Origin of the sequence: Serratia sp. FDAARGOS_506 (assembly GCF_003812745.1) — a bacterium.
Taxonomy (GTDB): Bacteria; Pseudomonadota; Gammaproteobacteria; order Enterobacterales; family Enterobacteriaceae; genus Serratia.
Genome location: NZ_CP033831.1, coordinates 3,638,133 through 3,652,066, shown reverse-complemented (window position 1 = coordinate 3,652,066; position 13,934 = coordinate 3,638,133). Strand labels below are relative to the sequence as shown.

General features: G+C 59.3%; 15 protein-coding genes. 6 read left to right on the top strand and 9 right to left on the bottom strand.

Annotated features, from left to right (window positions below):
- Positions 1–8: 8 nt before the first annotated feature.
- The 4 genes from tyrS to anmK form a co-directional block, all read right to left on the bottom strand.
- On the bottom strand, positions 9–1,283 hold the full coding sequence (tyrS, locus tag EGY12_RS17790) for a tyrosine--tRNA ligase (protein ID WP_123894812.1): 1,275 nt from the start codon (positions 1,281–1,283) through the stop codon (positions 9–11).
- Between the two features lie 139 nt (positions 1,284–1,422).
- On the bottom strand, positions 1,423–2,076 hold the full coding sequence (pdxH, locus tag EGY12_RS17785) for a pyridoxamine 5'-phosphate oxidase (RefSeq protein WP_123894811.1): 654 nt from the start codon (positions 2,074–2,076) through the stop codon (positions 1,423–1,425).
- 89 nt (positions 2,077–2,165) lie between these two features.
- Positions 2,166–2,468 carry an MliC family protein gene (locus EGY12_RS17780; RefSeq protein WP_004931294.1) on the bottom strand — a complete coding sequence of 101 codons (303 nt, stop codon included), beginning with the start codon at positions 2,466–2,468 and terminating at the stop codon, positions 2,166–2,168.
- 45 nt (positions 2,469–2,513) lie between these two features.
- On the bottom strand, positions 2,514–3,635 hold the full coding sequence (gene anmK, locus EGY12_RS17775; RefSeq protein WP_123894810.1) for an anhydro-N-acetylmuramic acid kinase: 1,122 nt from the start codon (positions 3,633–3,635) through the stop codon (positions 2,514–2,516).
- 362 nt (positions 3,636–3,997) lie between these two features.
- On the opposite strand from anmK, the gene EGY12_RS17770 reads away from it, so the two are divergent.
- Positions 3,998–4,462 carry a glycine zipper 2TM domain-containing protein gene (locus EGY12_RS17770; protein WP_073532829.1) on the top strand — a complete coding sequence of 155 codons (465 nt, stop codon included), beginning with the start codon at positions 3,998–4,000 and terminating at the stop codon, positions 4,460–4,462.
- Positions 4,463–4,554: 92 nt separating this feature from the next.
- Here EGY12_RS17770 and slyA read toward each other — a convergent pair whose 3' ends face one another.
- The gene (gene slyA / locus EGY12_RS17765) at positions 4,555–4,986 is read right to left on the bottom strand and encodes a transcriptional regulator SlyA (RefSeq protein WP_004931301.1); all 432 of its coding nucleotides are present in this window, start codon (positions 4,984–4,986) and stop codon (positions 4,555–4,557) included.
- A 180-nt stretch (positions 4,987–5,166) separates the two neighbouring features.
- On the opposite strand from slyA, the gene EGY12_RS17760 reads away from it, so the two are divergent.
- From EGY12_RS17760 to EGY12_RS17750, 3 genes are read left to right on the top strand one after another with little or no spacing between them, the layout of a single operon-like run.
- Positions 5,167–5,403, top strand: a complete 237-nt coding sequence (locus tag EGY12_RS17760; RefSeq protein ID WP_123894809.1) for a DUF1656 domain-containing protein — start codon at positions 5,167–5,169, stop codon at positions 5,401–5,403.
- A 3-nt stretch (positions 5,404–5,406) separates the two neighbouring features.
- Positions 5,407–6,270 carry an HlyD family secretion protein gene (locus EGY12_RS17755; protein ID WP_123894808.1) on the top strand — a complete coding sequence of 288 codons (864 nt, stop codon included), beginning with the start codon at positions 5,407–5,409 and terminating at the stop codon, positions 6,268–6,270.
- 3 nt (positions 6,271–6,273) lie between these two features.
- The gene (locus EGY12_RS17750; protein WP_123894807.1) at positions 6,274–8,298 is read left to right on the top strand and encodes an FUSC family protein; all 2,025 of its coding nucleotides are present in this window, start codon (positions 6,274–6,276) and stop codon (positions 8,296–8,298) included.
- On the opposite strand, the gene sodC is transcribed toward EGY12_RS17750, so the two are convergent.
- On the bottom strand, positions 8,299–8,820 hold the full coding sequence (sodC, locus tag EGY12_RS17745; protein ID WP_123894806.1) for a superoxide dismutase family protein: 522 nt from the start codon (positions 8,818–8,820) through the stop codon (positions 8,299–8,301). It lies immediately after the preceding gene.
- Positions 8,821–9,061: 241 nt separating this feature from the next.
- Here sodC and EGY12_RS17740 point away from each other — a divergent pair, with 241 nt between their 5' ends.
- Positions 9,062–10,906: a polyurethanase gene (locus EGY12_RS17740; protein WP_123894805.1), complete on the top strand. Its 1,845-nt coding sequence runs from the start codon at positions 9,062–9,064 to the stop codon at positions 10,904–10,906.
- 60 nt (positions 10,907–10,966) lie between these two features.
- Here the strand turns inward: EGY12_RS17740 and EGY12_RS17735 are convergent, their stop codons facing one another.
- From EGY12_RS17735 to EGY12_RS17725, 3 genes are all read right to left on the bottom strand, one after another.
- Positions 10,967–11,863, bottom strand: coding sequence for an aldo/keto reductase family oxidoreductase (locus tag EGY12_RS17735; RefSeq protein ID WP_049202264.1), 897 nt, complete (start codon positions 11,861–11,863; stop codon positions 10,967–10,969).
- A 99-nt stretch (positions 11,864–11,962) separates the two neighbouring features.
- A complete protein-coding gene (locus tag EGY12_RS17730; protein ID WP_019455980.1) occupies positions 11,963–12,202 on the bottom strand; it encodes a DUF1289 domain-containing protein in 240 nt (79 codons plus the stop codon).
- A 21-nt stretch (positions 12,203–12,223) separates the two neighbouring features.
- The gene (locus EGY12_RS17725) at positions 12,224–13,153 is read right to left on the bottom strand and encodes a LysR substrate-binding domain-containing protein (protein WP_216641501.1); all 930 of its coding nucleotides are present in this window, start codon (positions 13,151–13,153) and stop codon (positions 12,224–12,226) included.
- 139 nt (positions 13,154–13,292) lie between these two features.
- On the opposite strand from EGY12_RS17725, the gene EGY12_RS17720 reads away from it, so the two are divergent.
- Entirely contained in the window at positions 13,293–13,934 is a 642-nt protein-coding gene (locus tag EGY12_RS17720) for an NAD(P)-dependent oxidoreductase (protein ID WP_123894804.1), read from the top strand.

The following is a 13,934-nucleotide window of genomic DNA, read 5'->3' as shown; positions in this document are numbered from 1 at the left end:
ATTATTCGTTACTGCCAATCCACCAGGCAGTAATGTTTCTTGCCGCGGCGCAGCAGCGTGTAGCGGCCGAACAGACGGTCTGAATCGCTGAAGCGGTATTCGGCATCGGACTGCTTCTCACCGTTGATGGTCACCGCGTTGGAACCGATCATGGTGCGCGCCTGGCCGCGTGACGGTACCAGTTCGGCATTCACCAACGCCTGCTGCAGATCGGCGTCGCGGTCCAGTTTGATGGTCGGCATGCCGTCCTGCGCCAGTTGGGCGAAGTCAGCTTCGGTCATGTCATGCAGCGCGCCGGAGAACAGGCTCTGGGTGATGCGCTTGGCGGCCGCCAAGCCTTCCGCACCGTGTACCATGCCGGTCACTTCTTCCGCCAGCACGTACTGGGCGCGTGGCGCCTTGCCGCTGTTCTTGTCTTCTTCTTCCAGCGCGTTGATCTCTTCCAGGCTCATGAAGGTGAAGAACTTCAGGAAGCGGTAGACGTCGGCATCGGCGGTGTTGATCCAGAACTGGTAGAACTTGTACGGGCTGGTTTTTTCCGGCGCCAGCCAGACCGCGCCGCCTTCGGTTTTACCGAACTTGGTGCCGTCTGCTTTGGTGATCAACGGCACGGTCAGGCCGAACACCTGCTTCTGGTGCTGGCGACGCGTCAGATCGATACCCGAGGTGATGTTGCCCCACTGATCGGAACCGCCGATCTGCAGCTCCACCTGGTGGCGGTTGTACAGCTCGGAGAAATCGAAGCCCTGCAGCAGATTATAGGAAAACTCGGTGAAGGAGATGCCGGAGTCGTCGCGATTCAGGCGCTGCTTAACCGCTTCCTTATTGATCATCTGGTTGACGGAGAAGTGCTTGCCGATGTCACGCAGGAAGGTCAGCACGTTCATGCCGCCGAACCAGTCGTAGTTATTGGCCGCGATGGCGCTGTTGCTGCCGCAGTCGAAATCGAGGAACGGAGAAACCTGCTTGCGGATCTTCTCCACCCACTCGTTCACCGTATCGGTGGTGTTCAGCTTGCGCTCCGCCGCTTTGAAGCTTGGATCGCCGATGAGGCCGGTGGCGCCGCCCACCAGTGCGACCGGCTTGTGGCCGGCCAGCTGGAAGCGCTTCAGGCACAACAGAGGAACCAGATGGCCCAAATGCAAGCTGTCAGCGGTCGGATCGAAACCGCAATACAGTGCAATTGGCCCTTGCGCCAGTCGCTCCGCTAACGCTTCCTCATCCGTAACCTGGGCAACGAGGCCCCGCTCTTGCAGTTGTTTAATCAAGTTGCTGCTTGCCATCAATGACTCCATGTATAAACGAATGCACCTTTGCCGGTACACGGCCTTTCGCCCAGTGGCGAAATAAAAAATTCAGGGTAGCGCATAGAATAAAGCGCCGGCGGCGTCAGCACCAGCGCTTAGAGGGGATTTTCCGTCTTCAGGGTGCCAGTCGGTCAATTTTCCAGTCATTCCCGTCCCGCTGATACAGGAAACGGTCATGCAGGCGATGGGCGCCGCCCTGCCAGAACTCGACGGAGTCGAATTTCACGCGGAATCCGCCCCAGAAACTCGGCAACGGCACTTCGCCTTGCTGGAACTTCTGCTTCAACTCGAGGAATTTGCTTTCCAGCACGCCGCGCGCGGAAATACGCGACGATTGCTGCGACACCCAGGCGCCGATCTGGCTATCCTTCGGCCGGCTGTTGAAATACTTCAGCACTTCGAAAGTCGACAGGCGCTCCACCTGGCCGAGGAAAATCACCTGGCGATCGAGCATGTGCCACGGGAACAGCAGGCTGATATGCGGATTGTGCGCCAGTTGCTGCGCCTTGCGGCTGCCGAGGTTGGTGTAGAACACCAGCCCCTGCTCGTCGAAATGCTTGAGCAGCACAATGCGTTGATAGGGCTGGCCGTGTTCGTCGACGGTCGCGACGCACATGGCGGTAGGATCGGCCAGGCGCGCATCGCAGGCCTGTTTCAACCAACGCTCGAACAGTTCGAGCGGGTTGGCGGTCAGATCGTTGCGGCGCAGGCCGCCTCGGGTGTATTCACGGCGCAGGTCCGCAACATCAAACTCATTCTTTTCAATCATCTGGGTTATCGACCAACTGAAAAAATCCGTCGTTACATTCTGCGCCTGCGGCGTCAGGAACTCAATCGCTCCGACGCCGCCGCCGACCGTCATTCCGTCAACACGCAGTCGCTCATCACTACCTTGCCGTTGCGCTCAAGATAGGCGTTACGGTCTTTCGACCAAAAAGTGTATTTGCCGTCGCTGTATTTGGCGCCGGTCAGCGCCAGCACCTGCTTAAGATGCAGCTGCTCGCCATCCATCAGCAGGCTGACTTCGCTCGCCTTGCCGTCGAGCGCCACCGTCAGCGGCGTGGTGCCGCACTGGTAGTGCATCGTCTGGCTGCTTTGCGGCAGGATGTAGCTGCAGCCGGACAGCGCCAGCGCGCCGGCGACGAAAATGACTTTTTTCATGCTGTTGCTCCTTAGAAAAATCCTTCACAGGCTATCCTAACAGAGCTAACGGCCCCCCAATGGCAAAACCGGATAAATCCCACCCAGCACCGTTTCACGGCTGGCGCCGGTCACCGAAGGCAGGTTGCCTGCCTGGCCGGACAGCGTACGAAACGCCAGCCAGGCAAAGGCCAGCGCCTCCATGTCGTCACCGCTGACGCCGAAATCGTCGGTCAGCCCGACTTCCGTGCCCGGCAGCAGCGCCGACAGACGCGCCATCAGCAGCGTGTTGCGCGCTCCGCCACCGCATACCAGCAAACGCTCGCACCCGCCGGCCAGCAACACCTGTTCGCTGATGCTGACGGCGGTCAGCTCCGTGAGCGTGGCCTGCACGTCGACCGGCGCCATCGCCGGCAATCCGGCCAACTGCCGCTCCAGCCAGGCGATATTGAAATACTCGCGGCCGGTGCTTTTCGGCGCCGGCAGCGCGAAGTAAGGATCCGCCAGCATCTGCTGCAACAGCGGCAAACAGACTCTTCCCTGCATCGCCCAGCCGCCGTCCTGATCATAAGGTTGTGCACGGTGGCGCCACACCCAGGCGTCCATCAGCATGTTGCCTGGCCCGGTGTCGAAACCGCGCACCGGCGTGCCAGGCAGCAGCAGAGAAAGGTTGGCGATGCCGCCAACGTTCAGCACCATGCGCCGTTCGACAGGATGCCCCAGCAGCGCCTGATGAAACGCCGGCACCAGCGGCGCGCCCTGCCCGCCATAGACCATGTCCCGCCGGCGGAAGTCGCCGACGGTGGTGATATTGGTCAGCGCGGCGATGCGGTTGTTATCACCGAGCTGCATCGAGAAACGCGCGTCACCTTCCGGTTCGTGCCACACTGTCTGGCCGTGGCAACCGATGGCGGTGATATGCTCCGCGTCGATGCCGGTTTGTTTCAGCAGGCCGAGCACGGCCTCGCCGAACAGCGAGCCCAGCTGCGCATCCAGCCGGCCAACGGCGGCCAACGTGGTCTGTTGCCCCTGGCACATGCCCAAAATCTCTTTTTTCAGCGCCATCGGCATCGGATGGCTATAGCTGGCCTGCTGCGCCACCATGCGATCGTCGATCGCGGCCAATACCACATCAATTCCGTCCAGACTGGTGCCGGACATGACGCCTATATAGCGGCCTGACTTCATAGCAACATCCTCTAACCCGCGCGGTAAGCAAATTTCACCCTGACAAATAAACCAGAATTGCCAGATTAACGCCATGAATTATGATGCTTTTTTTACAAGCCGTGAGCCAGATATCCTACCCTGGCGCCGCTGTGGCACATGTGATGTGTTAAACCGTGCCATAACAGGCAACGGAATGTCGCTAAGGCTGTTATAAAGGTAAACTGCGGTTTATTATTGGTTGAACAGAGAAAAGTTAAGCTGCGTGCAGTGATGGAGCATGGTGATATGCCAACTTTCAGCCATACTTTGTCTATCATTTTCACTGAATCTTGCCTGGAGAACACTGCCAGGTTATGGACTACTACCATCAGGAGTTTTATATGATCAAGCGTCTTCTCGTCGTTGCCGTCGCCGCCGTTACGCTGGCTGGCTGTGCCAATGAATCCATGTCCGGCGACGTCTACTCGTCCTCGCAGGCCAAGCAGGTGCAGACCGTCACCTACGGGACGCTGGTTTCCGTACGTCCGGTTAAAATTCAGGGCGGCGAAGGTTCCAACACCATGGGGATGATCGGCGGCGCGGTGATTGGCGGACTGTTGGGTAACACCGTTGGCGGCGGCACCGGCCGTACGCTGGCAACCGCAGCGGGCGCTATCGCCGGCGGCGCGGCAGGCAACAGCATCGGTGAAGTGGCCGGTCGTACCTCAGGCTACGAGCTGGAAATCAAAACCGACCAGAAAGAGAACATCGTGGTGGTGCAGAAAGCAGGCGACACCAAGTTCAGCCCGGGTCAGCGCGTACGTATGGCGCGCATGGGCGATACCATCACCGTATCTCCGCTGTAAGTCAGTCGGCGTAAACGGCAAACCGGAGGCAATCGCCTCCGGTTTTATTTCTGATGCTGTGAAACTGTAATCGTAGAAAAATAAGAATATTATTATTTGTTCTGCAGTTCGGTGATATTTTGTTCTAACTTGCCAATCAGCCCTACCAACAGATGCACTTCGTCGGCGGTAATGCCGCTTAAAATCTCACTACGTGTAGACGTGATCACGCTATCCACTTCCCTGATGATCGGATCGGCCGCCTCGGTCAGCTTGATGCGCTTCGCGCGGCGATCGTTGGCACAGGTGTGACGCGTGATCAGCCCCTTCTCCTCCAGTTGGTCCAGCGTACGAACCAGTGACGGTTGCTCGATACCGATCGCTTTGGCCAGCTGGATTTGCGACTGCTCCGGCGGCAAGCGATTGATATTGTGCAAAGTAACCCAGTGCGTTTGGGTCAGCTCCAACGGCTTGAGCCGATGATCGATGAGCGCGCGCCAAACACGAACTAATCGTGCTAAATCTGAACCTAATGTTGACTCCACTTCCCCCTCCTTATAATTAGCATGCTAACATTACCTCCCAGAGTTTAGACTATTTTGGGTAACTCACATTAAAAACACAAATGTATATAATGTATATTGTGGAAATAGCCACTATTTTTAGACGCTATTGTTTAATCGTTATGCAAATATTCAACATATTCACCCTTAGGGATTGTTAATGTGAATACATCATGGTTACACACCTCATCCCCCTTACCCGATTTGGTCCTGGGGGCATCGCTTTATTTTCCACCTATATTTAAAGCTTTTTTGCTAGGACTGGTCTTATGGCTGTTGATTCATCAGCTGCTGAGAGACTGGATGTATTCCGGTGAAATCTGGCATCCCATGTTGATGGATCTGTCCATTTTCGTTATGACCGTCAGCGGTTCCTTATGGATTTTAGCGAGTTGGTAACCCATGCAGCATAAAACATTAAAATACTTTTCTTCGGTGATCGTTTGCGCCATTGCCGTCTGCGCCGGTTGGTGGCTCTGGAATTATTATATGCAATCCCCGTGGACCCGTGATGGAAAAGTGCGCGCCGAACTGGTCAATATCACCCCTGAAGTCTCTGGAAGATTAGAGAAAATAAGCGCGAATGACAATCAGTTCGTACCTGCGGGAAGTCTGATTTTTACCCTCGACCCGGTGCCCTACCAGATCGCGTTGGACAATGCCGAGGCCGCGGTGGCAAAAGCGCAATCCGATCTGGCCAAGGCGGAGCACGAGGCCGCACGCCGCCGTGGCTTGCCGCGTAACGTTATTTCTGCTGAAGATTTGGACGCCGCCAATTTAGCTGCTCAGGCAATGAAGGCCGCCTATAAAGCCGCCTTGGCCAACCTGGAACAGGCTAAATGGAATTTGAGCAAAACCAAAATTTACGCACCAACCGACGGCTATATCACCAACCTGCAGGCGCGGGTCGGGAACTACGCCAACGCCGGCACACCGCTGGTGGCGCTGGTGGATGTGCATTCTTTTTATGTGCTCGGTTATTTCGAAGAAACCAAGCTGAAGCATATAAAAGAGGGCAATAAAGCGGACATCGTTTTATATAACGGCAACACGCCGCTGCAGGGGGAAGTCGAGAGCATCGGCCGCGCCATTTACGATCAGAGCGTCGACAGCAGCAACGATCTATTAATGGACGTTAAGCCTAATGTTCCCTGGGTGCGTTTGGCTCAGCGCGTGCCGGTGCGGATAAAATTGCTCAACGTGCCCGCCGATATAACGCTGGTCGCCGGCACCACCTGCACCATTTCGATTCATCAGCGGAACTAAAGTGTGAACCTGCCTTTTCTGGAGTGGAGCCGAACCCCCTGGGGTAAGGCGACCGGTGGCCAATGGCGCTATGCGCTGCGTAACTCGCTGGCGATGTGTCTGGCGCTGTGGGTGGCGTTCGTGCTCGAGCTCGACGAACCCTATTGGGCGCTCACCTCCGCGGCGGTGGTGAGCTTCCCCACCATCGGCGGCGTGATCAGCAAAAGCATTGGCCGTATCTTCGGCAGCCTGATCGGCGCCGCTGCGTCGGTCGCGATCGCCGGCCACTGCCTGAACGACCCTTGGCTGTTTACGCTGTTCATCGCCGCCTGGATCGGGCTGTGCACCTACATCTCCAACCATTACCAAAACAACGTCTCTTACGCGTTCGCGCTGGCGGGTTATACCGCCGCCATCATCGCCTTCGGCACGGTCAACGTCACCGACACCCAACAGATCTTCGATATCGCGCAGGCGCGGGTTTGTGAAGTGATCACCGGCATTCTGTGCGGCGGGTTGATGATGATGATCCTGCCCAGCACCTCCGACGGCGAAGCCCTGCTGACCTCGCTGCGGCGCATGCAGCTACGCCTGCTGGAGCACGCCGCCATGCTGTGGCAGCCGGAGATCACCGCGCAGATGCGCACCTCGCACGAAGGGGTTATCGGCCAGATCCTGACCATGAACCTGCTGCGCATTCAGGCGTTCTGGAGCCACTATCGGCTACGGCGGCAAAACAATCTGCTCAACTATCTGCTGCACCAGCAGTTGCGCATCACCAGCGTCATCTCCAGCCTGCGCCGCATGCTGCTGAACTGGCCGGATCGCCCCGCCAATCTGATGCCGGTACTGACGCAGTTGCTGGACGAACTGCGCGATCCCACCACCGACAAATACCGCTTGGCGCGGCTGCTCCAGCAGATCGCCCCACACGATCCTGCGGATTACCGCCATCGCGCCTTCTGGCTGCGCCTGCGCCATTTCTGCTGGCTTTACCTGCGCTGCAACCGCTGGCTGCGGCGGCTGGAGAGCGCCACGGCGGTCAGCGATCTCCAGCCGCCGCGCGTCACCCCATTGGCGCGTCATACCGATAGCTACGAAGCCGCTTACAACGGGCTACGCACCTTCTTATGCATCGTGATCGGCTGCGCCTACTGGATTAACACCCAGTGGGACGCCGGCAGCGCAGCGCTGACGCTCACCGCCATCAGCTGCGTGCTCTACTCCTCTACGCCTTCGCCGATCAACAGCGTCAGCACCCTGCTCAAGGCGGTGCTGCTGCTCTCGGTCGCCTGCTTCGTGGTGAAATTCGGTTTGATGATCCAGATTGACGACTTCTGGGTGTTCTGCGCCTTCCTGTTTCCGATCCTGGTGACCATGCAGATGCTCAAGCTGCAAAACCCGCCGTATGCCGCGCTCTGGGGGCAGCTGATCGTCTTTATGGGTTCGTTTTTGACCGTCAGCAACCCGCCGAGCTATGACTACCAGTCCTTCATCAATGACAACATCGCTAAAGTCGTCGGCGTACTGTTGGCCGGGCTGGCGTTTCAGATCCTGCGCCCCAGCTCGGACAAGCGCAAAAGCCGCCGCATTATCCGCGCGCTGCGGCGCGATTTTATCGATCAGTTGAGCAAACGGCCGCAGCAGAGCGAAAGCCAGTTCGAATCGCTGATCTACCATCGCATCAGCCAACTCAATCAAAGTCAGGATCAGGAAGCGCGCACCTGGCTGCTGCGCTGGGGCGTGGTGCTGCTCAACTGCAGCCATATCGTCTGGCAGCTGCGCGACTGGCAGACCCGTTCCGATCCGCTGTCGGCAGTGCGCGATGTCTGCATCCACTGTCTGCGCGGCATCATGACGGAAAAAGGCGTACAGCACAGTTCACTGGACGCCACGCTGCAAGAGCTGCTGCGCATGAGCAACGCGCTGGCGCACCACCCGGAACAGCCCGCGCGCGATTTGGCCGGCCTGATTTGGCGTCTCTACTGCTCGCTGCAGCAGTTGCAACAGGCGATTGGCCAGCCCATCGCCACACCGGCCGGCGGATGATCACTTGATCACGCCGCAGGCGAAACGTTCACCGCCGCCGCCGAGCGGCAGTGGATGATCCGAGTGATTATCACCGCCGGCGTGCACCATCAGCGCCTTACCCTCAATTTCGCTGATTTTTTTCAGCCGCGGCGCCAGCACCGGGTCGTTCGCCATGCCGTCGGCGGTCACATAGATGGCCGGTAAGTCGCCCAAATGCCCGTCGGCATACGGCCCGAGGTGTTTCCCGGTCTTTTGCGGGTCGAAGTGCCCACCAGCCGCCAGCGCCGCCACCGCTTTGCCGTCCTTCATGCCCGGCTCGCAGCTGCCTTTCTCATGCACGTGAAAGCCGTGTATCCCGGCCGGCAACGCTTTGAGGCTCGGCGTAAACAGCAAACCGTACGGCGTTTCGCTGATAACCACTTTGCCGATGTCCTGGCCGATCCCCTGCCCGGTCACCAGGTGCATCTCGACGTCAGCGGTCGCCGCCTGAGCTGCACCACACGCCATCATACCAAGCGCTGCATACCAATATCGTTTCATCAATCAATCTCCTTAATGACTATGCTGAACTTTCAGTATAGAAGCCCCAGCAGCGGCGCTGTTGGTCAATGCACAATCTCGTCAATTTGATTCGCATTATTAATACTTGGCGCTAATAATTATTTTACCGATGTTGGTCCTCTGACCAGCTGTCGTTCGGCTAACGTTGTTTCCCTGTTTCCACCGCCGACGCATGAGAGTTCACTTCCCGGCCAGGCGGCATACTTCATAAGGAACTGATATGGGCATCTTTAGCTATAAGGATCTGGACGAAAACGCGTCGAAAGCGCTGTTTTCCGACGCCTTGGCCATCTCTACCTACGCTTACCACAATATCGATAACGGCTTCGACGAAGGCTACCACCAAAGCGGTTTCGGGCTGGGCCTGCCGCTGACGCTGATTACCGCACTTATCGGCAGCACCCAATCGCAAGGCGGTCTGCCCGGCATTCCCTGGAACCCCGACTCCGAACAGGCTGCGCAGGATGCGGTGAACAATGCCGGCTGGTCGGTCATCAGTGCCGCGCAGCTGGGTTACGCCGGCAAAACCGACGCGCACGGCACCTACTACGGCGAGGCCGTCGGTTACACCACCGCTCAGGCCGAGGTGCTGGGCAAATATGACAGCGAAGGCAATCTCACCGCCATTGGCATCTCATTTCGCGGTACCAGCGGCCCGCGCGAGTCGTTGATTGGCGATACCATCGGCGATGCGATTAACGATCTGTTGGCGGGCATCGGGCCGAAAGGCTACGCCGACGGTTACACGCTGAACGCCTTCGGCAATCTGCTGGGCAACGTGGCGAAGTTCGCGCAGGCGCACGGGCTGAGCGGCGAAGACGTGGTGGTCAGCGGCCACAGCCTCGGCGGGCTGGCGGTCAACAGCATGGCCGCGCAGAGCGACGCCAACTGGGGCGGCTTCTACGCGCAGTCCAACTATGTCGCCTTCGCCTCGCCGACCCAGTACGAAACCGGCGGCAAAGTAATCAACATCGGTTATGAGAACGATCCGGTGTTCCGCGTGCTCGACGGTACCACGCTGACCGGGGCGTCGCTGGGTGTGCATGATGCGCCCCATGCCTCCGCCACCAACAATATCGTCAACTTCAACGACCACTATGCATCAGACGCCTGGAACCTGCTGCCATTTTCCATTCTCAACGTGCCGACCTGGCTGTCGCACCTGCCGTTCTTCTATCAGGACGGTCTGATGCGGGTGCTCAACTCCGAGTTTTATTCGCTGACCGACAAGGACTCGACCGTCATCGTCTCCAACCTGTCGAACGTGACGCGCGGCAATACATGGGTGGAAGACCTTAACCGCCAAGCGGAGACGCACAGCGGACCGACGTTTATCATCGGCAGCGACGGCAATGATTTGATCAAGGGCGGCAAAGGCAACGATTATCTCGAGGGCCGCGACGGCGACGATATCTTCCGCGACGCCGGCGGCTATAATCTGATCGCCGGCGGCAAAGGCCACAATATCTTCGATACCCAGCAGGCGTTGAAAAACACCGAGGTCGCCTACGACGGCAATACGCTCTACCTGCGCGATGCCCAGGGCGGCATTACGCTGGCGGATGACATCAGCACCCTGCGCAGCAAAGAAACCTCCTGGTTGATTTTCAACAAAGAGGTGGATCATCAGGTGACCGCGACCGGATTGAAATCGGATTCGGGCCTCAAAGCCTATGCCACTGCCACCACTGGCGGCGACGGCGATGACGTCCTGCAGGCTCGCAGCCACGATGCCTGGCTGTTCGGCAACGCCGGCAACGACACGCTGATCGGCCATGCCGGCGGCAACCTGACCTTCGTCGGCGGCAGCGGCGATGACATCCTGAAGGGCGTCGGCAACGGCAATACCTTCCTGTTCAGCGGCGATTTTGGCCGCGACCAGCTGTATGGTTTCAACGCCACCGATAAGCTGGTGTTTATCGGTACCGAAGGCGCCAGCGGGAATATCCGCGACTACGCCACGCAGCAAAACGACGATCTGGTGCTGGCCTTCGGCCACAGCCAGGTCACGCTGATCGGCGTCTCGCTCGATCACTTCAACACCGATCAGGTGGTGTTGGCCTAAAAATCGGCGTAAAAAAAGCCGGGCGCTTTCGCCGCCCGGCTTTCCTCCGGCTTCCCTGTCTTAAGGCACGTCATACCCCAGCGCCGCCTTGCGAATGCGGAACCACTGCTGGCGGTTCAGCACCAGTTTCTGCGCCTTCAGCGCCGAGCGCACCCGCTCAATCTTGCCGGAGCCGATAATCGGCAGCGGCGACGACGGCAGGCGCATCACCCAGGCGTACACCACCTGTTCGATGGTCTCGGCGCCGATCTCCTGCGCCACCCGCTGCAGCTCGTCGCGCAGCGGCTGGAACTCGGCGTCGTTGAACAAACGCCCGCCCCCCAGGCAGGACCAGGCCATCGGCTTGATGCGCAGTTGCTGGCACTGGTCGAGCGTGCCGTCGAGAATGGCCGGTTGGTGAATCGGCGAGATCTCCACCTGATTGGTCGCCAGCGTGAACGGCAGGCGCGACTGCAGCAGTTGGAACTGTGCGGGCGTAAAGTTGGATACGCCGAAATGGCGCACCTTGCCGCTTTTGTGCAGCGCGACGAAGGCTTCGGCCACGTCGTCAGCATCCATCAGCGGATCCGGCCGGTGGATCAGCAACAGATCGAGATAGTCGGTATGCAGATGGCGCAGCGATTGTTCCGCGCTCTGTACGATGTGGTCGCGATCGGTGATGTAATGGCCGATCGGGTTGCCGGGCTTGGCGGTGGTGGCGATGCCACACTTGGTCACCAGCTCCAGCGACTGGCGCAGCGCCGGCTTAAGACGCAGCGCGTCGCCGAACGCCTGTTCGCAGGCATAGCCGCCATAGATATCCGCGTGATCGGCGGTGGTGACGCCCAGTTCGACATGCTGTTCGATAAACGTCAGCAGCTGTTGCGGCGACATGCCCCACTCCATCAACCGCCAGTAGCCGCAAATCATGCGGGAAAATTCAGGCCCCTGCGGCGCGAGACGAATACGTTCTACCATTGCGAAAACCTCATGACATTAGTTGTCAGCCAGCATACACAAGCCGGTAAGGCACAGGGAAGCGGTAAGCCACACGAACGTGCGGCAGATCAGGAATGGTTAAAACAGCGACGGCTGTTCCGGCAGCGGCTCGTCGGGCGCTTTATTGGCGCGTTGCAGGCGCAGGAAGCGTTGACGGCACAGGCGCAGCACCTCGCGCTTTTGCGCGTCGCTCATGCTCATCCAGCCGAAGCGCTCCTCGCGGCTGCGCAGGCAGCCACGGCAGAATCCGCGATCGTCGGCCTGGCAAATGCCACGACACGGGCTGGGGATGTCGAAAAATTCAAGCTGCTGCGCCACGGGGCCTCCTGCGTTCTCTTGCTAATTGAAGACGCCATCGCCGCCGCTGGCAAGTCCCTTTTCGCCGTTGCGGCGAAAATAGTCGCGCAGATAGCGCAGCGCCTGGCGACTTTTCTCCGGCACGTTGCGTTCGAGCGTCAGCGCGTGCAGCCGCAGCGGCGCCGGCCGCCACTCCGGCAACAGCAGTAACAGCTCGCCGCGCTGAAGCTCGTCGCCAATTTCATACAGCGGCTGAATCGAAATACCCAGCCCGGCGCGGGTAAAGGCGCGCATCACGTTCATGCTCTCGCTGACGATCTGCCCTTCCGCCAGCCGCAGCTTAACCTGCTGGCCGGACTGGTGCAGCAAGTCCAGATGGGCCCCGCTGTAGCCGCTGGAGATCCAACGGTGCTGCACCAAATCCTGCGGTTTTTCCGGCACCCCATGCTGGTTGAGATAACGCGGCGCGGCGCACAGCACCATCGGCCACGCCGTCAGCGGGTGCGCGATCATATTGGCGTCCGCCAACTGCCGATTGGCACGCAGCGCAATGTCGACCCGCTGCTCTATCATATCGACGATGCGATCGTCCGCCAGCACCCGCAGCGTCAGCTTGGGATGCGCCTGCAACAGCGGCGCCAGCGCCTCCGCCAGCGATCGGCCGCCGATGCCGACCGGGGTGGCGATGCGCAGCTCGCCCACCAGCGTATCTCGCAGCTCCGCCAACCGCTGTTCGGCCTGCTGCGCCTGTTGCAGCATCGCCTCGCAGCCGGGGTAAAACGCCGCCCCGGCCTCGGTCAGCGCCAAACGGCGGGTAGAACGGTGCAGCAGCGGCACCCCGAGCGCCTTCTCCAGCGAGCGCATATGCTGGCTGACCGCCGACGGCGTCATGCCCAGTCGCCGCGCCGCGCCCGCCAACGATCCCTCCGCCACCACGGTGGCGAACACCGCCATTCGATTGAGTTTATCCACGATTATGAAGTTTTACTTAATCAAGAAAGCATGAATATGGCACTAATCACGGCTATTGTTAAGGACTAAAGTAGCATCCACGCAGCAGGCACAACGGCCTGCTTCATGATACTGAAACCATCCCCGAAGGAGCATGCAGATGAAAGTAGCCATTATTGGAGCAACCGGTTTTGTTGGCCGCCGCGTGGTGGATGAAGCGCTGGCTCGCGGCATTCAGGTGACGGCGATCGCCCGCCAGAAAAAAGATTTGCCGGAGCACGCCAATCTGACCGTCGCACTGGGCGACGTTGCCGATACCGCCTGGCTGGCGGGGCAATTGCGCGGGCAGGATGCGGTGATCAGCGCCTACAACCCCGGCTGGGGCGAAGATAACCTGTATGAAAAAACCACCCGCGGCGCCCAACAGATCCTCACCGCAGTCGAACAGGCCGGCGTCAAGCGTCTGCTGGTGGTCGGCGGCGCCGGCAGCCTGGAAGTGGCACCGGGCGTTGAACTGGTGGATACGCCGCAGTTCCCGGAAAATATCCGCCCCGGCGCGCAGGCAGTGCGCGATCTGCGCAACAAGCTGCGCAATGAATCAGCGCTCGACTGGACCTATCTCTCGCCGGCCGCCCTGCTGGAACCAGGCAAACGGACCGGCCAGTTCCGCCTCGGCACCACCCAGCTGCTGATGAACGGCGAAGCGCCGGCCAACATTTCGGTAGAAGACCTGGCGGTCGCCATCGTCGATGAGATTGAAAAACCACAGTTTATTCGCGCGCAGTTCACCGCCGCCTACTAA

Coding starts and splice junctions, on each gene's coding strand:
- tyrS (WP_123894812.1), bottom strand. CDS start 1,283: ATGGCAAGCAGCAACTTGATTAAACAACTGCAAGAGCGGGGCCTCGTT.
- pdxH (WP_123894811.1), bottom strand. CDS start 2,076: ATGATTGAAAAGAATGAGTTTGATGTTGCGGACCTGCGCCGTGAATAC.
- EGY12_RS17780 (WP_004931294.1), bottom strand. CDS start 2,468: ATGAAAAAAGTCATTTTCGTCGCCGGCGCGCTGGCGCTGTCCGGCTGC.
- anmK (WP_123894810.1), bottom strand. CDS start 3,635: ATGAAGTCAGGCCGCTATATAGGCGTCATGTCCGGCACCAGTCTGGAC.
- EGY12_RS17770 (WP_073532829.1), top strand. CDS start 3,998: ATGATCAAGCGTCTTCTCGTCGTTGCCGTCGCCGCCGTTACGCTGGCT.
- EGY12_RS17755 (WP_123894808.1), top strand. CDS start 5,407: ATGCAGCATAAAACATTAAAATACTTTTCTTCGGTGATCGTTTGCGCC.
- sodC (WP_123894806.1), bottom strand. CDS start 8,820: ATGAAACGATATTGGTATGCAGCGCTTGGTATGATGGCGTGTGGTGCA.
- EGY12_RS17740 (WP_123894805.1), top strand. CDS start 9,062: ATGGGCATCTTTAGCTATAAGGATCTGGACGAAAACGCGTCGAAAGCG.
- EGY12_RS17735 (WP_049202264.1), bottom strand. CDS start 11,863: ATGGTAGAACGTATTCGTCTCGCGCCGCAGGGGCCTGAATTTTCCCGC.
- EGY12_RS17720 (WP_123894804.1), top strand. CDS start 13,293: ATGAAAGTAGCCATTATTGGAGCAACCGGTTTTGTTGGCCGCCGCGTG.